Genomic DNA, 21,063 nt, shown 5'->3' with positions numbered 1-21,063 from the left:
CAAAATGACGAAACCAAAGAACCATTCGGCCGATTTCAAAGCCAAGGTTGCACTTGAGGCAATCCGTGAGGAAATGACGATGGCGGAACTGTCGAAGAAGTATGGGGTGCATCTATTACCGGCAGGTGTTTGTTTGCAAACACCGAGAGGCCACCCAGATAGGGACGTGGAAACGCGCTGAGATTGAGAATATGGCCACTGCATTTTACAAACGAGGGCGAGATCCGGAGCGGGTTGATGAAGCGCAGATCGAGAATTTGCGGCTCATGCAAATTATTGACAAGCAATTCCTAGATACACCTTGGTATGGGTCACGGCAAATGGCGCGTTATATGCAACGGCAGGGTCACAAATGAGGCCGCCATCCGCTGCCGGCAAGCTATGTTTGCATTGCTGAGAGGGGTGTGCGCAGATTAATGCGGTTCATGCGTTTGGTGTCAATCAACCAGACGCCAAACACCAGCAAGAAACATCCTCAACACAAGGTTTACCCTTATCTGTTGAGGAAATTGGTAATTGATAGACCAAATCAGGTGTGGTGTGTCGACATCACGTACATTCCGATGCAGCGCGGGTTCCTCTATTTGGTCGCCATTATGGATTGGTACAGTCGCAAGGTTTTGAGCTGGCGTTTATCAAACAGCATGGAAGCGGATTTTTGTGTCGATGCCTTGAACGAGGCAATGGCCAAATACGGAAAACCCAAGATCATGAATAGCGATCAAGGCAGCCAGTTCACCGGCTTTGAGTGGATACAGGCGCTGAAAGATGGCGACGTGGCGATATCCATGGACGGCAAAGGCCGCTGGGTTGATAACCGCATGATTGAGCGGCTCTGGCGATCCTTGAAGTATGAATGCATTTACCTAAACGCATTTCGGGTTCACAGTTCCGCGCCGGTATCGGGAAATGGTTGGCCTACTAAAATACCGAGCGCCCGCATTCCACCCACGGAATATTGACGCCAGACGACGCTTATGAAAGAAAAACAGAACCAATGAGAATGGCAGCCTAAATGAAATCCTGATCCATCTTAAAATGGCTGCTAACTGGTCGAAAAAGTAGGACCACCTCTCCTCAGCCCCATCTCCTGCAACTCTTCGGTCATGCGTGGTCGACCATCGCTATGCAGGCTCAGACGATATTGCTCTCGGATATGCGCCAGAATAACCATGTCGCCGCGCTGCCGTTGGCTCATCGGGCGAACCCGCCACGCGCGAAAACCATGCGATGTAACCTGCATAATGCGGCAGAGAAATTCCACGGGCCACCCTTCTTTCCAGGCATCAATGAAGGCGAACCTCACCCACTTGACCAACACGGATACTCCTCGCGAAGCAGCCGGACGTCCTTGCGAAGACGTTCGTTCTCTTTCTCGACGTCTTCGTAAGGACCCGACACCAGGTCATCATGCTGATGCTTTTGGACCCAATTGTTCAGCGTCGAAAGCCAAATCCCCAAATCAGAGGCCGCTTGTGGCCGTGTCAGTCCACTGGTCGTTGCAATGCGCACTGCATCACCGCGAAACTCGTCTGTGTATCTCGTTCCCATTCATAGCAAACATTGCTTGAAGGAGACCGGAATTAAACTGCGACAAGACCATCTTCAGGAAAATTGCGGCTTACTCTTTCGAAAAAAGATTACATCTTGTCTTTCATAAATCGCAATGGGTTACGATGGTGTGATGCGCCTGCGGCTTATGGCCATCCCAAGACACTATACAATAGGTGGAAGCGTTGGAGTGATATGGGTATTTTCGCCAACATTATGGCTGGTTTAGCTTCTGAGGTACCTGACAACACGACAATCTCAATTGGTGCGACCGACCTCAAGGCTCACCGTACGGCTTCAAGCCTACGGTTGAAAAAGGGGGTCTGCTCGCCTAATCGGGCTCACAAAGGGTGGGATGCACACCAAATTGCATGCAATCCCTGACACCAAAGGTCGCCCAATTCATTTCATTATAACCGCAGGTCAACCCTCTCAGCGATGCAAGCATCGCCTGCCGGGCAATGGTACAGCGATTATACTGGCGCGGCCGCCTTATTGGGTGATATTCCCGCTGCAGATTGGCTGCGGGAATATCGTGGCTATGATGCTGATTGGTTTCGGAATGCCTTGATGAAAAGGGAACACAGCCCTGCATCTCGGGCAGAAAGTCCCGTAAAAAGGTCATCAAGCATGACAAGCGCCGGTATAAAAGGCGCAACAGGATCGAACATATGTTTGGAAAGCTGAAAGACTGGCGGCGCGTTTCAACCCGATATGATCGATGCCCTAACGTATTCATCTCCGCAATCGCACTCGCTGCTACAGGCCTATTTTGGTTATGAGACCTGAGCCTAATGATCGTTTTCGTCGGTAATTGTTTTTTTCTGTTATGGGCACTTATCGATGACGCGCGGTTATAGAAGACAATTTTATTTTACATAATATTGATTATAGGACTTTCTCATGTAGCCGCAAAGTTAGAATGTCACACTTCCCCGTCTGAAACAGGATTGGAGTGTGGTCGTGGGATGGGTGATGATGAGCGAGCGTGAGTTGAACCGGATTGAGGTTTTGAGCCAAGTAATACAGGGCCGGATGACAGCTGTTGCCGCGGCGCATGTGCTGGGGTTGAGCCGAAGGCAAATACAACGGTTGTTGAAAGCGTTTCAATCCGGTGGTGCAGCGGCCATTCGACATCGAGCACGCGGCCGTAGATCTAATAATTGGATTGATCCTGCGATCCGGGATTTTGCGATTACTTTGGTTCAGGAAAAATATGCGGACTTTGGGCCAACCCTTGCGGCTGAGAAGTTGGCTGAAGATCATGATTTGAAGGTCTCGCGCGAGACGCTGCGCAAATGGATGCAAGATGCGGGGATCTGGTTGTCGCGCAAACAGCGCCGGACCTTCCATCAGCCTCGCTTGCGCCGCGAGAGTTTTGGGGGGTTGGTGTCAGACTAATTCGAACTCGCCTCAGCTAGGCCCGTATCCCTGCCCTTTTATGCCGCACAAAGGCCGCGCCACTCAGTAAGAGCTGCGTTGCGATTGGCTTTGAAATGAACTCTTGCGATAGGCTGCGATCCTGATTGAAGCGGTTGAAAACATATTCGCCAAACTCAAAGATTGGCGACGTATTGCCATGCGCTTCGACCGATGCGCACACACGTTCTATTCCGCAAGTGTCATCTTCTGGATCAATCGCTGAATTCTGATCCTAGTCATTCAACTCGGGATGTAGATATTTTTCGAGGCCTGCGCGGCAATCATCGGGCCAAGGATGGGATTTGTGATCCTTGGTCGAGGTCATGACAATGAGTTGCTCAATCGTCCAAATCACATCCCCATCCACGGTCACCACGGTATAGAGTTCTAGCGAAGACTTACCGATACGTTTTACGTGCACCGCAAACTTCAATGTATCGCCATAAACTGCTGGTTTTTTGAACACGATATTCATTTTCACGCTGGGCAACCCCAGGTGCCGTTCAAACATCAACTCTTTCCACGTGACGCCAAAAGAGGCAAACATGGCCTCATTTACATCCACAAGATAGGATAAATAGGCAGGGTGGTATGCAATTCCGGTCAGATCGCAATCGCCGAAACGCATGGGTTTTGAAATTTCAAATGGCATAACTTATCCTTCAATTACTGCGACCAATATCGAGGTGATACGCGGGTCTATATAGTTTATGCTTAAAGTTCGTTCAATCGTCAAGCTTGCCCCGAAATGAGGCTTTTGTCCTCAACGGCTCATCTGTGCCAGTTCATGCGTTAAACATATGAATTTTCCACAAATATATCTTAGCCACGCGGAATCTTTGATTTCCGCACAAAGGTCGTTGACAGATGCATCATCGGAATTTAACTTTATATCTAAAGTAAATTGCCTAGTTCATGCGTTGCCTTTCACATAGAGGCAGCAAAAGCTCCACCCGTAAAGGATACCAAGATGAAGACAGCGATTCTCGGAGGCGGCCCAGCGGGTCTATACTTTGCAATTTCAATGATGTTGCGCGACAGCAGCCATGACATTACCGTTTTCGAACGCAACAAAGCGGATGATACATTTGGCTGGGGCGTCGTCCTTTCCGACGAGACCATGTCAAACTTCGAAGTAAACGATCCCGTCTCTGAGAAAATGATCCGTGACAGCTTTGCGTATTGGGATGACGTCAAGGTCGTGCGCGGCGACGAAAGCATGACATCAAGCGGCCATGGTTTTTGCGGTATTGGGCGCAAAAAACTGCTTCTCTTGCTACAAGACCGCGCGCGCCAACTCGGTGTGAAGATCGAGTTTGAAACGAATATTACGCCCGAACGCATTGAAGACCTCAAAGAAGAGTTCGATATCGTTGTGGCTTCGGATGGCCTGAATTCTATGACGCGTGGAATTTATGAAGACAAATTCCAGCCGGAAATTGATATGCGCCGCAATCACTTTGTCTGGCTTGGCACGCATCAAAAATTCGACGATGCTTTTACGTTTATTTTTGAAGAAACCGAGCATGGCTGGATTTGGGCGCACGCCTATCAGTTCGATGATGACACCGCGACGTTCATCGTGGAGTGCGGGCCTGAAACCTATAAATCCTTCGGTTTTGACACCCTAAATCAGCACGACAGCATTGCCCTGTGCGAGAAGATTTTTGCCAAACATTTGGGTGGCCATGCCTTAATGACCAATGCCAATCACATTCGTGGCTCTGCGTGGATTCAATTCCCGCGCGTCACCTGTGAAAATTGGTATTTCGATAATGTTGTGCTCTTGGGCGATGCTTCGGCGACGGCGCATTTCTCGATTGGATCGGGTTCTAAGCTTGGCATGGAAAGCGCGATCATGCTTGCTGATGAGTTGAGTTCCGACAAGCCGGTTTCTGAAGCGCTGCAAACCTATCAAGATGAACGCAAACTACAGGTTTTGCGCGTCACTTCGGCGGCCCGTAATTCGACCGAATGGTTCGAAGATGTCGAGCGCTATCTTGGGCTGGACATGATGCAGCTTAACTATGGCATGCTCACGCGGTCCCAACGGATCAGCCACGAAAACCTACGGATGCGCGACCCTAAATGGCTCGCTTCGGCGGAGGCGTGGTTTCAGGCGCAAGCTGGCAGCAACTCCAAACGCAGCCCGATGTTCGCGCCGTTTAAACTGGGGAATATGACGCTAGAAAACCGCGTCGTTGTTTCCCCGATGGCGCAGTATAAAGCCAAAGACGGCATGCCCACCGACTGGCATTTTGTCCACTATGCCGAACGCGCCAAAGGTGGTGCAGGGCTTGTGTTTACCGAGATGCTTTGTGTGAGCAAGCAAGGCCGCATCACGCCCGGTTGCCCTTGTATATCTGACGCGCAAGTCCCTGCGTGGAAGCGTTTGGTCGACTTTGCCCATACAGAAACCAAGGCGAAAATCTGTGCACAGATTGGTCATGCTGGGCGCAAAGGCTCTACACGGTTGGCGTGGGACGGCATTGATATGCCCTTGTCCGATGGTGAAAACTGGGAGCTTCTGTCGGCCTCACCTATTCCTTTGATGGAGGACAATGTTGTCCCCAAAGAAATGGACCGCGATGACATGGACATGGTCAAAGCTCAGTTTGTTGACGCGGTAAAAGCCGCCGATGCTGCTGGATTTGACATGATCGAAATGCACGGCGCACACGGCTATTTGCTCGCGGCCTTCATCTCGCCCATCACCAACAAGCGCAGCGATGAATACGGCGGAAGCCTTGAGAACCGCATGCGCTATCCCCTCGAAATCTTCCACGCGATGCGCGACGTTTGGCCTGCAGAAAAACCGATGACTGTCCGTATTTCGGCAAACGATTGGATGGGTGAAGACGGCGTTACGCCCGAAGATTCCGTTGGCATCACGCAGATGTTCAAAGACGCAGGCGCGTCTGCGATAAACGTTTCTTCTGGACAGACGGACAAGGCGGAAAAGCCAATTTATGGCCGGATGTTCCAAGTGCCGTTCTCGGATCGAGTGCGCAACGAAGTTGGTATTCCAACCTTGGTCGCGGGCAATATTTACGAACCCGATCACGTCAATTCCACATTGATGGCGGGCCGTGCGGACTTGGTCCTACTGGCGCGTCCGCATTTGACGGATCCGTATTGGACGCTGCATGCAGCTGTTGAGCTCGGCGATACCGAGCAAGAATGGCCCGCGCCCTATGAGGGTGGTCGCCGCCAAGCGAATTCCTTGGCGGAACGCGCGAAAGCAATGGCAACATGAGCGTCGCAGGAAAAACGGCCCTCGTTACCGGTGGGGGTTCAGGCGTTGGCGCAGTTATTGCGCTAACGCTGGCCGAGGCTGGCGCAATGGTCACGATCTGTGGGCGTCGGCTTGAGCCTTTGCAAGCGGTCGCCGCGAAACACAGCAATATAACGGCGGTTGTTTGCGACATCACAGATGAATCCGCGATCTCCAGCGTTATGGCAACTACCGCGCCAGATATCGTGATTGCCAACGCGGGTGCCTCCGAAAGTGCGCCGTTCGCACGCACCGAACTTGCCGCGTTTGAACGCATGATGTCTGTGAATTTGACAGGAACGTTTTTAACCCTGCGCGAAGCCACGAAGGCGATGAAAGACAAGCCATGGGGACGCATGATCGCGATTGCCTCGACCGCTGGGATCAAGGGCTATCCCTATGTCGCGCCCTATGCGGCCGCAAAACATGGCGTGATCGGAATGGTAAAATCCGTCGCCCTTGAATTGGCACGCAAGGGCATCACCGTGAATGCGATTTGCCCGGGTTTTTTAGATACGGAAATGACCGAACGCTCCATCGCGAATATTGTTGAGAAAACGGGTCGCTCCCCCGAAGAGGCCCGCGCCTCGCTGGAAGCAACCAACCCGATGAACAAGCTCGTGCCACCCGAAGATGTTGCGAATACTGTTTTGTGGCTCTGCGGTGAAGGCTCCGACATGGTCACGGGGCAAAGCATTTCCGTCTCTGGGGGCGAGACATGAGCAAGGTTTTCACCCTCAAACGACAAGTCGAATTCAATCACTGCGACCCCGCAGGGATCGTGTTCTATCCGCGCTATTTCGAGATGATATCTGCGTTGGTCGAACGGTTCTTCGGCGATGCGGTTGGGACCAGCTGGGCGCAAATGCTTCAAACGGGTGACGGCATGGGCACCCCAACAGGCAGCATCGATATGCGGTTTCGCGCCCCCTCCAAGCTTGGCGACTGGCTTGAGTTTTCCTTGGCCGTCACCCGCATTGGCACCTCATCTGCGAGTTTTGATTTGAAGTGTTCCAGTGAGGGCGAAACCCGCTTTGAAGGATCGACGACCGTTGTTTACGTCGACACTTCAACCTCAAAATCTACACCGTGGCCTGCCCCTTTGCGGACAGAAATGTCTGCCTATCTCATTTCGCCTACGACATAATTAGAAAGAATTTATATGACCACCCTTACACCGCACGTATTTCTTCAACCCGACGGCTGGGCGCCCGCAAAAGGCTATTCAAATGGCGTATTGGCCGAGGGCCGGATGGTTTTCACTGGCGGGCTTGTTGGTTGGAATGGGCAGCAGGAATGGGAGCACACCGATATGGTGGGGCAATTCCGCCAGACCCTGAAAAACATCGTTGCTGTTCTTGCAGAGGCTAAAGCTGGCCCAGAACACTTGGTGCGTTTGACGTGGTACATCACTGATAAACAAGAATATAATGAGAATCTGCGCGCCTTTGGTGCTGCATACCGTGATGTTATTGGGCGCCACTTCCCTGCGATGGCGGTTGTGCAAGTAGTTGCCCTCATGGAGGATGAAGCACGCATCGAGATCGAAGCGACGGCGGTTGTTCCACATGAATGACGTCGTGCAGCGCCCCACAACTCCCGCCACATTGATCACGGTCGCCCCCTATAATGAGGCGACCCCAAGTGGCGCGATTTTTGGCGGCTGGATCATGTCGCAACTGGATCACACTGCGGGCCTGGCGGGGCGTAAAATTAGCAATGGCAATGTGGTGATTGCCAGCATCAAAGAGTTGAACTTTCACGCGGCACTGGCCGCTGGAGAAGAATTCGCGGTTTACGCCGAACTATCTCGTCGGGGCAACAGCTCCTTTAATCTTGCGATATCTGGATGGGCCGAGCCAGAAGCGGCATGTCGGCGTATCATGACGGCGGATGTGTTATTGGTGGCCGTTGACGCCGAGGGCAAATCCCGCAAACTTCCTGATGCTTGAGCCTTGAACCTTTCGCTTTACCCAAGGGCGCTTCCGCTGGTATAGGAAAGTGTCTGTTAACTACAGGCGATTAGGGGCCAATTATGACCACGAAAAACCAACACGAAGTCGAGGACGACGCCCTCGCACGTCAGCGTTTGCGGCTTTGGCTTCAGATGCTCAAGGCGGTGCGCCATGTTGAGGGCACCCTGCGCGATAAATTGCGCTCGGGATACGATACAACCCTGCCACGCTTTGATGTTATGGCCGCGCTTTATGCCAATCCCGAAGGCATGAAAATGAGTGAGCTGTCGCAACATTTGGTGGTCTCGAACGGCAATGTTACGGGTGTTGTTGAGCGCCTAGTCAACGAAGGTCTGGCCGTGCGCGAAAATATGGCAAGCGACCGGCGCGCCTTTTTGGTCAAAATTACCGAAAAGGGCAGCAAACTTTTGGATGTGATGACCGCAGAGCACCTCAGCTGGATCGACGAAATGTTCGCCAACGTGCCGGAAACCGACGCGGCACGAGGCATTTCGATCATGCTCGACGTGCGCAACAAGCAGCCCCGGCCCTAGAAGGCCGGAGATGTTTTTGGGATCCTAAAGGATTCCAGTTTCCTTTGCGACGCGACGATAGCCAGCGCCTGCGGTAAAGCCGCCATCAATCACAAAATCTTCGCCTGTGATGAAGGCGGACCCCTCGGAGGCCAAGAAAAGTACGAGTTGTGCAACTTCATCCGCTTCGCCCGAACGCTGCATCGGTGTCATGCCAATCATCGGAGCAAGGTGGGGTGAGCCACGATTAAGGTCGGTCACAATCAACCCAGGACAGATCGCATTCACCCGAACGCCTTCTTGCGCATATTCCATTGCCGCCGTGCGGGTAAGCCCGCGCAACGCCCATTTGGAGGAAGTATAGGCCGCATCATAATGGCCAGAAAATGCGCTGTTGGAGGAAATATTGACGATACTTCCGCCGCCCGTTTTCGCCATCATCGGCGCGCAAAGCTTGGTACCGATGAAAGCGCCCGTTGCGTTTACGTCCATCACTTTGCGCCATTCCTCAACCGACATATCGCGGATGATTTTGCGACTGATGATCCCAGCGTTGTTGACGAGAATATCAAGGCGACCCGTCCACGAAATAATAACACTTAGAGCTTTCACCCATGCTGTCTCAGACGTCACATCAAGCGTTTGAAAGCGCACATCTTTACCGTCCTCGGAAAGCCGCGCGGCAAGTGCAATGCCTTCTTCTTCGAGGACATCGCAGATCAAAACACTGGCCCCTGCATGCGCAAGCAGTTCCGCCTCGATCGCGCCCTGCCCCCGTGCTCCGCCCGTAACAATGGCGGTCTTACCGTTCAGATCGGTAAGCGCCGATTTCACTTTTTCAAAATCTATACTCATGCTTGCACCATCCGTTGACGTTGTTCTCCAAGGCCCGCAGCGCCCAGAGTGATTACTTCTCCGGCCTTCAAGAAGGTCGGCGGTTTCATCCCCAAACCCACGCCCGGAGGTGTACCGGTGGCAATAATGTCGCCCGCTTCCAAGGTCATGAATTGCGAAATGTAATGCACAAGATGTGCCACACCAAAGATCATCGTTTTGGTATTGCCAGTTTGGCGGCGCTGGCCATCCACGTCCAACCAAAGATCAACGTTTTGAATATCTGCGAACTCGTCTTTCGTTACCATCCAAGGTCCGACAGGCCCAAAGGTATCGTGGCTTTTGCCTTTGATCCATTGACCGCCCCGCTCTGATTGAAAACGACGCTCAGACACATCATTGACCAAGGCATAGCCGGCAACATAATCCAGCGCATCGGCCTCATCGACATATTTCGCACGACTGCCGATCACAATACCAAGCTCGACTTCCCAGTCCGTACGATCAGACCCGCGCGGAATTTCCACGTCATCATTCGGACCGCAAAGCGAAGTCGTCGCCTTTGCGAACAGGACTGGTTCGGCGGGGGGTTCTTTACCTGTTTCGCGCGCGTGATCTGCATAATTCAGGCCAACGCAAATAAATTTCCCGGGGCGCGCGATGGCGGAACCGATCCGCGGCGAGCCCTGCACCATGGGCAGGCTTGCAAGATCAAGACCTGCGACCTTAGCCAACCCTTCAGGGGACAATGCAGCGCCGTTAATATCAGGAATTACATTCGCCAGATCGCGCATTTTTCCGTCAGTATCAAGAATTGCGGGGCGTTCGGCGCCAATGGGCCCATAGCGGAGAAGCTTCATGAAAGTTCCTTTTGTAAAAACGCCCTCACCTTGCCACTTGGCGAAGTAAGGGCGCATCTTAAATTATGGGCGACGGTAGCCTTCGAGGTCTTCGTCAGGCACATCGGGAAGGTTGACGACAAGATTGTCAGGCGTCCGACATGTGAGCCAAACAAGCTCCTCAGTGGTGCTCATGTTGACTTCGACATGCGGCATGTAAGGTGGAACAAATACAAAATCGCCCTCATGTAGGTCCGTGTATTCTTTATAGCCGTCACCAAAATAGATGCGGCCATGTCCCTTTAGAACGTAACCACCTGTTTCGCATTCGTCGTGGTGATGCGGGGGGGAGCGATGTCCTGGGTCATTGGAAACGCGTCCAAACCAGATTTTTGTTGCGGGTGTGTGCTGCGGGCTAACGCCAGATTTACGAACGCAATCACCAGATTGCGACGTTCCATCATCAAGCTCGGCTGCGCGTGTGACAACGGGAACAACTTTCTCAGTCATATGAACTCCTCTAAGGCTATGTAACTCGTTTATTCAAATGTGAACGTGCCATCATTAATTTTAAACTTCAAGTATTTTATTACACCCTTTCAGGTGGAGCGCCGGTGCGCGACAGGGTTCTCCTCGGGATGGAACGGGCCAATACCGCGCACAAATTGGGCATTTTATAGAGTTTACGAGCCTAATGTTCCATCAGGGGTGCGGCATAACCTCATCTTAATCCTCAAAAATCGAAAAAAGATCGCCAAAAATAAACTTTGCTCTTGAAGAATATATCTACATGCATTTGCATACACCTAAACAATACAAAATAAAATCAACGGAGGATTCCCCTAAATGAACGCTCAAAATCTGCTTGCTGAGGTCGCCACCGGCCTACTTGATGGTTCTGTCAAAGTGGTCGATTGCACCGCGCCGCTTGGCCCAGACACACCGCTCCTGAAGCTGCCTGAAGACTTTGCTGACAACACGCCAAAAGTCGAAATCCACAAAATTTCCGAATATGGCGATCGTGGTCCTTGGTGGGCATGGAACTGGCTGAAACTTGGCGAACACTCCGGCACCCACTATGACGCGCCGCACCACTGGGTCACCGGCAAAGACTACCCCGACGGTTCCGTCGACACCATCGCGCCACAGAATTTCGTTGCCCCCGCCAATGTCATTGATTGCTCAAAAGAGGCCGCAGCGGACCCCGATTTCCTGCTCACCGTCGAGCATATTAAGGCATGGGAAGCCGAACACGGCGAGATCAAAGAAGGCGAGTGGGTTTTAATGCGCACGGACTGGGATCAATACAATACCGACGAAGCCAAGTTCCTGAACGCCGACGAAAATGGCCCGCATACACCCGGCCCGAACGCCGAAGTTATTGTGTATCTTATGGAAGAGAAAAAGGCGCTTGGCTGGGGCACACAGTGCATCGGGACAGATGCCGGCGCAGCGGGCGGATTTGAAATCCCCTTCCCTGCGCATAACTTGCTCCACAAGAACAACCGCTACGGCCTCGCGTCCCTGACAAACCTCAGTGAACTGCCTCCAAAAGGTGCGATCCTCATCGCGGCACCGCTCAAAATCGTCAAAGGGACAGGCTCGCCAATTCGCGCTCTGGCCCTCGTTCCAAACGCATAGGAACGCGTAATGGCCACATCAACTGACATCGCCATCATCGGCTCCGGAATCAATGCCTTGGTTGCGGGGGCTATGCTCGCGAAATCCGGCAAAAGCGTCATGCTTTTTGAGCGTGAAGCGATTGCTGGCGGTTGCATGCGGTCCGAAAATCTGGCCGAGGGGGTGACGTACGATCCCCTCGCCACAACCTTTGTGCTCTGGGTTACTGGCGCGGCGCATGGTGCATTGGGCGCAGACCTCGCACGGCACGGCGTTGAATTTTGCGCCACCGATACGCCCACGGGTGTTTTGATGCCTGACGGGCGGGCGTTGACTTATACGACTGACCGCGCGCGCAACGTGGCGGCTTTTAACGCGGCGCAAGCGGGCGACGGGACACAACTCGCGGCGGATCTTGATGCCTTTGGCGCAAACGCAGAGCTGCTGTTTGGCCTCATGGGCGGCGATCCATGGTCAAAATCGACTGCCAAACTCATGGCAAAAGAAACATGGAAACGCAAACCCCGTGGAATCGCCGCAACGATGGGCGATGCATTAACCTCCATGCGCGGCTGGCTTGAAACCTCCTTTGAGGGCGACCTAACGCGCGCGCTTTGGGCGCCATGGTGCTTGCATGCAGGACTTAGCCCCGAGGCCACATTCTCAGGGCAAATGGGCCAAGTCATTGGTTTCGCCCTTGAAGCGGCAGGTGCGCCGATTGTCAAAGGTGGCGCGGCGGAAATGGTGCGCGGGCTGATCGCTATCATCGAAGAGCATGGCGGAACCGTTCAAACCTCCGCCAAAGTCGCAAAAATCACGACGTCAAACGGCAAGGCGACGGGCGTTAAACTGGCTTCAGGCGAGAAGGTTTCCGCCAAAACGGTGTTAGCCTCAACCACGCCAAATCAATTGTTCGAGACATTGGCCCCCACGCCAGAGAAACAAGAAGACTTGCGCAAGTATCGATACGGCAAGGGTAATTTCCAACTGCACTTCCTTATTGATGGTCCGGTAAATTGGAAAACCGAAGGGTTGGAAAACGTCCAATTGTTGCATTTGACCGCCGGTCTTGACGCCGTTTCAAAGGCTGGCAATGAGGCCGAGCGCGGGATGCTACCAGAAGTTCCGACCATCTGTGTTGGCCAACCTTGCGCCGCCGATCCTAGCCGTGCGCCCGAGGGCCAAACTGTGCTTTGGTTGCAAATGCCGGAAGCGCCACGTTTCATCAAAGGCGATGCAAAAGGCGAAATCGAAGCTCCAGTCGACGGACAATGGAGCGAGGATTTACGCGAAGCCTATGCCGACCGCATTCAGGCAATCCTATCCCAACACATCGAAAATTTTGACGCGCGCATTGTTACCCGCCGTGCCATCTCTCCAGCGGATTTGCAAGCATACAACATGAACCTTGTCGGCGGCGACCCGTATGGCGGCGCGTGCTCGGTTGAGCAATTCTTCCTGTGGCGCCCCTTCAAAGACAGCGTGCGCCACGAAACGGGCATCAAGGGCCTCTATCATATCGGGGCGTCAACGCATCCTGGTCCGGGCCTCTCGGGCGGATCAGGCTTTTTAACAGCCAAGGAGCTTGGCGCATGAGCAATCCTTCTGAGTCCCTCGAAGAATTCACCCCCTATCTGATGAACCGCATCGCCGCGCGATATAATAAGGGTGTCGAATCCGCTCTCAAAGAGGCCGGCGTTTCTGTTGCTCAAATGCGGACATTGGCGTCGCTGGCGGAAAACGGTGCCTGCACCATCAACGCGCTTTCTGTGCTGACCGTCATCAAACAATCCACGCTCTCTCGGACGCTCGACACGATGGAAAGCGCGGGGCTTATTTCCCGTGAGGCGCCTGAAACCGACAGCCGTTACCGCCTGATTAGCCTTACCATAGAAGGCCGCGCCGTGCATGACGCTGCGTGGCCCTCGATGCAAACAATGCGCGACACGATGCTGGCCGCCCTAAGCCCAGACGAGCGCGAAACTTTCAACACATTTCTTGTGCGGATCTTCTACGACATCCGCCATCACGACTTTTAAAGGAGTAAACCATGGCCGAACGCTCATTCGCCAAGGAAGTTCAGAAATTAAAAAAGGGAGAGGGTGAAACCTTTACAGGCGAAGGCATTCTTGCCATCACCAAGGCCCTTTTGCAAAACGGCGTCGGCTATGTGGGCGGCTATCAAGGCTCCCCGATTTCGCATCTAATGGACGTCCTCTCGGATTCCCAAGAGATTCTAACCGAGCTTGGCGTACACTTTGAAGCCTCCGCTTCTGAGGCGACGGCAACAGCAATGCTCGCCGCCTCCGTGCACTATCCCATTCGCGGGGCGGTGACCTATAAATCAGTTGTTGGCACCAATGTGGCCTCTGATGCTTTGTCCAACCTCGCCTCTGGCGGCGTGACGGGCGGCGCGTTGATTATCGTCGGCGAAGACTACGGCGAAGGCTCCTCCATCATGCAAGAGCGCACCTATGCGTTCGCGATGAAATCACAGGTTTGGATGCTCGATCCGCGCCCTAATCTTCCGTCGATCGTTAAATCTGTTGGCGACGGGTTCGAGCTGTCGGAAATTTCAAACACGCCGGTGATGCTCCAAGTTGGCATTCGCTCCTGCCACGTCCACGGTCACTTTATCGCCGAAGACAACAAGCCGCCAAAAGTGACGGTGTCGGACGCGTTGGAAAACCCACAGCGCAATCTTGACCGCATCGTTTTACCGCCTGCGACCTATATCCACGAAGAAGAAAAACTCACCAAACGCCTCCCCGCCGCGCAAAAATTCATTATCGACAAAGAGATCAATGAGCGGTTTGGCAAAGACAACAGCAAGGTCGGGATCATCCTGCAAGGTGGGACCTATAACACGGTTATCCGCGCCCTCAACCGTCTAGGAATGGCCGATATTTATGGCGAAACCGACGTGGATATGTTGGTGCTCAATTGTGTATACCCACTGGTTCCTGATCAAATTCTGGACTTCTGTGAGGGCAAAGACGCCATTCTGATTGTCGAAGAAGGCCAGCCAAACTATGTCGAGCAGCAAATCGCACATATGCTCTATCAGAAGGGGAAAACCGTCAAACTTGAGGGCAAAGGCGTTTTGCCAATGGGTGGCGAATACACCGGCCAAGTGATGGTCGAAGGGCTTGGAACCTTCTTCTCTGAACATGCGCCAAATATGGTGCCCACCGCCAAAGTCATGAGCAACGAAGAGCCTGTAGCGATCCCCGATCTCTCCAAAAGCTTGCCCTCGCGTCCCCCCGGATTTTGCACAGGCTGTCCAGAGCGCCCGATCTTTGCCGCAACGAAACTGGTTGAGGAAGAACTCGGCGAGCATCACATCGCGTCCGACATTGGCTGTCACCTGTTCTCGATCATGCCGCCGTTTGACCTCGGCGCGACAACCATGGGCTATGGACTTGGCCCCGCTTCGGCGTCTGCCCTTCAGAACGTCAATAAATCTGGGCGTCGCTCAATTTCCTTCGTTGGTGATGGCGGGTTTTGGCACAACGGCCTGACTTCCTCTGTTGGCAACGCCGTTTTTAACAAGAACGACAATGTGATTGTCATCGTCGACAACTTCTATTCGGCGGCGACCGGCGGCCAAGATAACTTGTCTTCACGTGCGGATAACAAAACCAAACAGACCCAAAATTCCATCGTTTCCGCCTGTAAGGGGATGGGCGTCAAATGGATCCGTCAGTTGGACAACACCTATGACGTGACAAAAATGCGCGACACCTTGAAAGAGGCCCTGACCACGGACGCCGATGGGCCAAAGGTCATTGTTGCCTCGTCTGAATGCATGCTCAACAAACAGCGCCGCGTCAAACCCCAGATGGCCAAAGCCGCCAAAGAGGGCAAACGCGTTGTGCGTCCGCGCTTTGGTGTCGACGAAGATATTTGTACCGGCGATCACGCCTGTATGCGTCTGTCTGGTTGTCCATCCTTGTCCGTCAAAGACACAGGTGACCCGTTGCGCGACGATCCCGTAGCCGCGATTGACCAGACCTGTGTTGGCTGTGGCAACTGTGGCGAAGTGGCGGATGCGGCGGTCCTTTGTCCATCGTTCTTCCAAGCCGACATCATCACAAATCCAAGCGCCCGTGAAAAACGTCGCGCCAAAGGCACGGGCAAAGTCATCGCTTGGCTTCAAACACGCCGAGACGCCAAACGCGTCACATTTGCCTAAGGAACCGATCAATGAACATTCCAAATAAACCGATTGTCGCCCGTCGTTCCCCCGGTTCCAGCGGCGAAAAAATCATCACACTGGCGGCTCTGGCTGTTGGGGGTCAGGGCGGAGGCGTCCTGACAAATTGGATCGTGGCCGTCGCCGAGGCCAGCGGTTACCGCGCGCAATCCACGTCTGTTGCGGGCGTCGCACAGCGTACAGGCGCAACGATCTACTATGTCGAAATGTGTCGTGACACAGGGCGCATGCCCGTATTTTCCCTCTCGCCCTCCATTGGCGACGTCGACATTTTGATGGCGTCGGAATTGATGGAGGGGGGCCGTGCGATCATGCGTGGTTTTGTAACCCCCGGTCGTACAACGCTGATCACATCCACCCACCGGATCGCGGCGGTTTCGGAAAAAATCGCACCCGGCGACGGACGCGTAGATGGCGCGGACGTCATTGAAGCCATGGGCATTGCGGCGGACCACGTTGTGGCCTTCGACATGGAAACCGTGGCCAAGCGAGCAGGATCGGTGATCTCGTCATCGCTTTTGGGCGCCTTGGCGGGATCGGGTGCATTGCCGTTTGAGCGCGCCAGTTATGAAGAGGTAATCCGCGCTTCTGGCCGTGGCGTCGAGGCATCCTTGCGCGCATTCGGTGACGCCTATGACATCGCCAAGGGCGACAAACCTGCGCCAGAACCAGAGGTCGTCGCCTTACCAGTATCCGTACTCAACGTTCCAAAGCGCCTCAAAAAATCATGGGCAACGCTCGAAAAACGCCTGCTGGCCTTACCTGACGACACCCAAGAAATGACCGGACTTGGCATTAAAAAAGTCGTGGACTTCCAAGACATCCGCTACGGCCATCAATATCTTGATATGGTCGAGAAGGTCGTGGCTCTGGATGCCGCTCCTTTTGACATGAGCAATAATGCCGCCAAATATTGCGCGCGCGCGCTGGTCTATGATGATCTATTGCGGGTCGCCGATATTAAAACGCGCGCCTCCAGATTTGAGCGGGTAAAGGACGAAGTCATCGTCAAAGACGACCAAGTTCTACACCTCACCGAATATTTTCACCCGCGTTATGAAGAGTTTACCACAACCCTCCCCCGCGCTCTTGGCCGTTTTATGCAACGCCGTAAAGGCATCGACGCCTTTTACTTCAAGCACTTCGACAAAGGCCGCCGTATTCGCACCGACAGCTTGCTTGGCTATCTGTCCCTATGGTTTGTGTCCTCTCTGCGCCCAATCCGCCGCGGCCTTTTGCGCCACGACAGCGAAATGGCGCATATGAACACGTGGTTCGCCACCGTTCTGAAAATTGCCAAAACGGACACCGCGCTTGCGAGCGAAATCCTTGCCAATTACCGCCTCATCAAGGGCTACTCGGATACGCATGTGCGCGGCATGTCCAAATTTGCCCGCATTATGGGCGCGATTGATTTGCTCAACGGACGCGCGGACGCCGCAGATTGGATGCGCCGTTTGCGAACAGCAGCGCTCGATGATGTCGAGGGCGACAAACTCGATGGTGCGCTCGAAACCGTCAAAAGCTTTGCGAGGTAGATGAGATGCCTGCACCTAATGTCATTATCGGCGCGGGCATAAACGCACTTGTCGCCGCTGCGGACCTCACAGCGCGCGGGAAATCCGTGCACATCTTTGAGCGCGGCCCCACTCCGGGCGGCGCGGTCCGCACAGAAGAGCTCACCTTGCCGGGTTTTCGCCACGACGTCGCAGCGATGAACCTGTCGATGTTTGCGGGTTCAGCATTTATGGCCAAACATGGCGCAGAACTTGCCAAACACGGTGTCGAATTCGTACCCATCACGCGCCCTTTCGCCCAAGCACTAGAGCCGGGCGACCATCTAGGCGTGACAACGGATGTCGAAGAAACGCTTTCTACCTTTCACTCTGAGGCGGATAAGGCGACATGGCGCAGTCTGATGAAGGCCTTCCCACAGCGCGCCAGTGTTGTGGGTGGCCTGCTCGGCACCCCGATGCGGCCAAGCCCGTTGCTGAAGTTTTTCTGGAAATCGTGGCGCGTATTGGGTACAGCGAAAAGCCTTGAGATTGCGCAGTTTTTGGTCACGTCGCCCCGTGCTTGGCTTGAGGAAAACTTCACCGATCCGCGCCTACAAACGGCCTTGTCCACTTGGGGTATGCACCTCGATTTTGCACCCGATATCGCTGGCGGCGCAATCTTTCCTTACCTCGAAGCCATGGGCGGACAGGCCATGGGAATGGTGATCGGCAAAGGCGGCGCAGATACCGTCACTCGTGCTTTGGTTTCGATGATCGAAAGCCATGGCGGTACGATCACCTGCAACGCCGAAGTCGACGAGATTTTGCACAAGAATGGCGTTGCCACCGGCGTGCGTGTCAATGGCAAAGAAGTAGAAGCTTCAACTATATTGGCGGGGCTTGCCCCGAAACACTTGCTTCGTATGATAGGCGAAGACTCGGGAAATACCCGTTTCAACAAGGGCCTCAAGAAATTCAAACACGCGCCAGGGACGATGATGATTCACCTCGCGCTTAACGGCCCCGTCCCGTGGAAAGCCGACGCCCTCAAGGCGTTTGCTTATGTGCATATCGGGCGCACAATGGAGACGGCGTCGTTTGCATATGCGCAGGCCTCTGCGGGTCTTCTTCCTGAGACTCCCTTGCTTGTGGTTGGACAGCCCACGGCCTTTGACACCAGTCGGACGCCGGAGGGCAAGCACGTTCTTTGGGTTCAAGTACGCATGGTTCCCGCCGATATAGAAGGCGATGCTGCGGGCGAAATAACGGCCAAAGACTGGAAAAATGCAAAAAATCCGATGGCGGAACGCGCGCTCGACTTGATCGAAGAACAGGCTCCAGGCTTTCGCGAAACCATCTTGGCGCAAACCGTTGTGTCCCCTCTTGACCTAGAAAAAGAGAACCCGAACCTTGTTGGCGGCGATCAAATATGCGGTTCCCATCACCTCAATCAGAACTTCCTTTTCCGCCCCGTTCGTGGCTTCGCGGATGGGCGCACACCACTGAACGGGTTGTTCATGATCGGAGCCTCCTGTTGGCCCGGTGCTGGAACCGGCGCAGGATCGGGAACTTTTGTGTCCCAAATGATTAAATAACGTGCAAACACCAAAAAAACGGACGTTTTGCGAATTAATACTTTAATTATAAAATTTTTAAGCTCAAACTAATATCCGATAATGTGAATACAAATAATATCACAACAAGAGCCCTTCAAGGGCCCCTTTCAACCAACGGGAGTTACAAAATGAAGAATGAAACACACCTCACAAGACGTGGTTTTGTGGGAGCAACTACCGCGCTCGCCGGATTGTTAGCAACGGGCGTACCGGTCTTTGCCCAAGACGCCGACAGCCTGACAATCGCCTATAATACCTCCGTCCAAAGCTGGGACCCAACCACTGGCCCCGCTGCGGTAAACCCCGCGCTGCAATCCGTGTATCTGGCGGTTTTTGACCGTTACATCAATCAAGCGGCGGACCTTTCTTTCGAGCCCGGCCTGTTGACGGATTGGGGCTTCAACGACGACAAAACCAAAGTGACTATGACCGTCCGCGAGGGTGTTAAATGGCACAATGGCGACGACCTGACGCCAGAAGACGTGGTCTGGTCCCTCACGCGCGCAGCAAACCCAGAAACTGGCAATCCCATGCAATTTGTCTGGTCCAAGATCGGTAATTTCACGGTTGAGGGCAACACAATCACTGCAGATGTGATTGAATTTGAACCGGCGCTTTTCAAATGGATGGCCTTCTTGACGGCCTTTATTCTACCGAAGGCGTACTACGAAGAAGTTGGCTCCGAAGGCTTCGAAAAGGCCCCCATCGGCTCGGGTCCCTATATGGTCGACGCATTCGAGCCGGGTGCCTATGTACGCCTAAAAGCCTTTGAAGACTACTGGGGCGGCGCGCCAGAATTTAAAACCGTGACGATCAAATTCGTGACCGATGCGGCCTCGCGCGTGGCCGAAGTGGAGTCGGGAAATGCCGACATCACAACCAACATTCCCTATGAAGAATATGACCGTTTGATCGCCAAAGACGGCCTCTCTGGCAAGGCGATACCAATCACCGATATCGGCATGATTTTCCTCAACGACATTGAGGTCATGACGGATAAAAACGTGCGTCTTGCGGCCCACCACGCGATCAACAAACAGCTGCTCATCGATCGTCTTTTACACGGCTATGGTGTCCCCCTTTCGACACTCGAAGTACCCGGTTATGCGGCCTATGACGACAGCATCCAAGTCGCTTATGACCCAGAGAAATCCGTAGAGCTTTTGGCGGCATCGGGATATTCCACCGACAATCCCGTGAAGTTCACAATCCAAACCACGCGCGGATTTAAGCCAAAAGACTACGAAATGATCCAAGCCATCGTTGGCATGTGGCGCAAAGTTGGCATTGAAGCCGAAATCGAAGTCTATGAAATCGCAAAACACTATGAGTTGCGCGCCACAGACACGCTTGCACCTGCGGCCTTCTACAATTGGGGCAACTCGATTGGCGACCCGTCAACATCCACAGGCTTCTCGATGTTTGGCCCCTCCCCCCACGCGGTTTGGGACACACCGGATCTCGTTGAAAAAATTGGCCCGCTGTTTGTCGAAGCCGACGAAGAAAAACGGATCGCAGGCTACAAAGCCGTGTCGCGCTACATCGCCGAAGAGGGCTATGTCATTCCGCTTTTGCAATATGTGACACCGATTGTTTTCAACTCGAACATTGATGTAGAGCCTTTCGCGTCAGGCGATCTTCTGCCGCAGGCCGTGACCAAAAACTGATCATATTTGCCCGATTTTGATACCTCGGACCGCAATTCTG

19 protein-coding genes and 4 pseudogenes are annotated in these 21,063 nt (G+C 53.5%); 17 read left to right on the top strand and 6 right to left on the bottom strand.

Features of this window, described 5'->3' with window-relative positions; genetic code table 11:
- The first annotated feature begins 4 nt into the window (after positions 1-4).
- Positions 5-1,015 (top strand): annotated as a pseudogene (locus AB9F26_RS18700) (IS3 family transposase).
- Between the two features lie 30 nt (positions 1,016-1,045).
- Here AB9F26_RS18700 and AB9F26_RS18695 read toward each other — a convergent pair.
- On the bottom strand, positions 1,046-1,264 hold the full coding sequence (locus AB9F26_RS18695) for a hypothetical protein (protein ID WP_369758167.1): 219 nt from the start codon (positions 1,262-1,264) through the stop codon (positions 1,046-1,048).
- Between the two features lie 38 nt (positions 1,265-1,302).
- Positions 1,303-1,551 carry a transposase gene (locus tag AB9F26_RS18690; RefSeq protein ID WP_369768708.1) on the bottom strand — a complete coding sequence of 83 codons (249 nt, stop codon included), beginning with the start codon at positions 1,549-1,551 and terminating at the stop codon, positions 1,303-1,305.
- Positions 1,552-1,602: 51 nt separating this feature from the next.
- Between AB9F26_RS18690 and AB9F26_RS18685 the strand changes: the two are divergent.
- The 3 pseudogenes from AB9F26_RS18685 to AB9F26_RS18675 form a co-directional block, all read left to right on the top strand.
- A pseudogene (locus tag AB9F26_RS18685) lies at positions 1,603-2,333 on the top strand (IS5 family transposase); the annotation flags it as partial.
- Between the two features lie 181 nt (positions 2,334-2,514).
- Positions 2,515-2,943: pseudogene (locus tag AB9F26_RS18680) on the top strand (helix-turn-helix domain-containing protein); the annotation flags it as partial.
- 142 nt (positions 2,944-3,085) lie between these two features.
- Positions 3,086-3,196 (top strand): annotated as a pseudogene (locus AB9F26_RS18675) (IS5/IS1182 family transposase); the annotation flags it as partial.
- 9 nt (positions 3,197-3,205) lie between these two features.
- Here AB9F26_RS18675 and AB9F26_RS18670 read toward each other — a convergent pair.
- The gene (locus AB9F26_RS18670; protein ID WP_039003123.1) at positions 3,206-3,625 is read right to left on the bottom strand and encodes a thioesterase family protein; all 420 of its coding nucleotides are present in this window, start codon (positions 3,623-3,625) and stop codon (positions 3,206-3,208) included.
- Between the two features lie 318 nt (positions 3,626-3,943).
- On the opposite strand from AB9F26_RS18670, the gene AB9F26_RS18665 reads away from it, so the two are divergent.
- The 6 genes from AB9F26_RS18665 (at position 3,944) to AB9F26_RS18640 (ending at position 8,756) form a co-directional block, all read left to right on the top strand.
- Positions 3,944-6,229 carry a bifunctional salicylyl-CoA 5-hydroxylase/oxidoreductase gene (locus AB9F26_RS18665; protein WP_369768707.1) on the top strand — a complete coding sequence of 762 codons (2,286 nt, stop codon included), beginning with the start codon at positions 3,944-3,946 and terminating at the stop codon, positions 6,227-6,229.
- Positions 6,226-6,969, top strand: coding sequence for an SDR family NAD(P)-dependent oxidoreductase (locus AB9F26_RS18660; RefSeq protein WP_369768706.1), 744 nt, complete (start codon positions 6,226-6,228; stop codon positions 6,967-6,969). The genes AB9F26_RS18665 and AB9F26_RS18660 overlap by 4 nt, the downstream gene beginning before the upstream one ends.
- Positions 6,966-7,394, top strand: a complete 429-nt coding sequence (locus tag AB9F26_RS18655; RefSeq protein ID WP_369768705.1) for an acyl-CoA thioesterase — start codon at positions 6,966-6,968, stop codon at positions 7,392-7,394. The genes AB9F26_RS18660 and AB9F26_RS18655 overlap by 4 nt, the downstream gene beginning before the upstream one ends.
- Positions 7,395-7,409: 15 nt before the next feature.
- A complete protein-coding gene (locus AB9F26_RS18650) occupies positions 7,410-7,823 on the top strand; it encodes a RidA family protein (protein WP_335585239.1) in 414 nt (137 codons plus the stop codon).
- A complete protein-coding gene (locus tag AB9F26_RS18645) occupies positions 7,816-8,199 on the top strand; it encodes an acyl-CoA thioesterase (protein WP_369768704.1) in 384 nt (127 codons plus the stop codon). The genes AB9F26_RS18650 and AB9F26_RS18645 overlap by 8 nt, the downstream gene beginning before the upstream one ends.
- A gap of 83 nt (positions 8,200-8,282) precedes the next feature.
- Entirely contained in the window at positions 8,283-8,756 is a 474-nt protein-coding gene (locus tag AB9F26_RS18640; RefSeq protein WP_335585237.1) for a MarR family transcriptional regulator, read from the top strand.
- A 24-nt stretch (positions 8,757-8,780) separates the two neighbouring features.
- Here AB9F26_RS18640 and AB9F26_RS18635 read toward each other — a convergent pair whose 3' ends face one another.
- The 3 genes from AB9F26_RS18635 to AB9F26_RS18625 all read right to left on the bottom strand — a co-directional run bounded on the left by AB9F26_RS18635 (position 8,781) and on the right by AB9F26_RS18625 (position 10,918).
- Complete coding sequence (locus AB9F26_RS18635; protein ID WP_335585236.1) at positions 8,781-9,590, bottom strand: SDR family NAD(P)-dependent oxidoreductase; 810 nt, start codon at positions 9,588-9,590, stop codon at positions 8,781-8,783.
- Positions 9,587-10,429, bottom strand: a complete 843-nt coding sequence (locus tag AB9F26_RS18630) for a fumarylacetoacetate hydrolase family protein (RefSeq protein ID WP_335585235.1) — start codon at positions 10,427-10,429, stop codon at positions 9,587-9,589. The genes AB9F26_RS18635 and AB9F26_RS18630 overlap by 4 nt, the downstream gene beginning before the upstream one ends.
- Before the next feature lie 63 nt (positions 10,430-10,492).
- Positions 10,493-10,918 (bottom strand): cupin domain-containing protein, encoded by a 426-nt coding sequence (locus AB9F26_RS18625; protein ID WP_039003113.1) that lies wholly within the window; start codon positions 10,916-10,918, stop codon positions 10,493-10,495.
- A gap of 336 nt (positions 10,919-11,254) precedes the next feature.
- Here AB9F26_RS18625 and AB9F26_RS18620 point away from each other — a divergent pair, with 336 nt between their 5' ends.
- From AB9F26_RS18620 to AB9F26_RS18590, 7 genes are all read left to right on the top strand, one after another.
- Complete coding sequence (locus tag AB9F26_RS18620; protein ID WP_039003112.1) at positions 11,255-12,049, top strand: cyclase family protein; 795 nt, start codon at positions 11,255-11,257, stop codon at positions 12,047-12,049.
- Positions 12,050-12,058: 9 nt separating this feature from the next.
- Positions 12,059-13,624, top strand: a complete 1,566-nt coding sequence (locus AB9F26_RS18615; RefSeq protein ID WP_335585233.1) for an NAD(P)/FAD-dependent oxidoreductase — start codon at positions 12,059-12,061, stop codon at positions 13,622-13,624.
- Positions 13,621-14,067: a MarR family winged helix-turn-helix transcriptional regulator gene (locus AB9F26_RS18610; protein ID WP_335585232.1), complete on the top strand. Its 447-nt coding sequence runs from the start codon at positions 13,621-13,623 to the stop codon at positions 14,065-14,067. The genes AB9F26_RS18615 and AB9F26_RS18610 overlap by 4 nt, the downstream gene beginning before the upstream one ends.
- 11 nt (positions 14,068-14,078) lie before the next feature.
- Entirely contained in the window at positions 14,079-16,223 is a 2,145-nt protein-coding gene (locus tag AB9F26_RS18605) for a thiamine pyrophosphate-dependent enzyme (RefSeq protein WP_369768703.1), read from the top strand.
- An 11-nt stretch (positions 16,224-16,234) separates the two neighbouring features.
- On the top strand, positions 16,235-17,782 hold the full coding sequence (locus AB9F26_RS18600) for an indolepyruvate oxidoreductase subunit beta family protein (protein WP_369768702.1): 1,548 nt from the start codon (positions 16,235-16,237) through the stop codon (positions 17,780-17,782).
- Positions 17,783-17,787: 5 nt separating this feature from the next.
- A complete protein-coding gene (locus tag AB9F26_RS18595; protein ID WP_369768701.1) occupies positions 17,788-19,335 on the top strand; it encodes a phytoene desaturase family protein in 1,548 nt (515 codons plus the stop codon).
- 149 nt (positions 19,336-19,484) lie between these two features.
- On the top strand, positions 19,485-21,023 hold the full coding sequence (locus AB9F26_RS18590) for an ABC transporter substrate-binding protein (RefSeq protein WP_369768700.1): 1,539 nt from the start codon (positions 19,485-19,487) through the stop codon (positions 21,021-21,023).
- Positions 21,024-21,063: the final 40 nt, after the last annotated feature.

This window comes from Falsihalocynthiibacter sp. BN13B15, assembly GCF_041205415.1.
Classification (GTDB): Bacteria; Pseudomonadota; Alphaproteobacteria; order Rhodobacterales; family Rhodobacteraceae; genus Falsihalocynthiibacter; species Falsihalocynthiibacter arcticus.
This window is presented reverse-complemented; position numbering and strand designations above follow the sequence as displayed.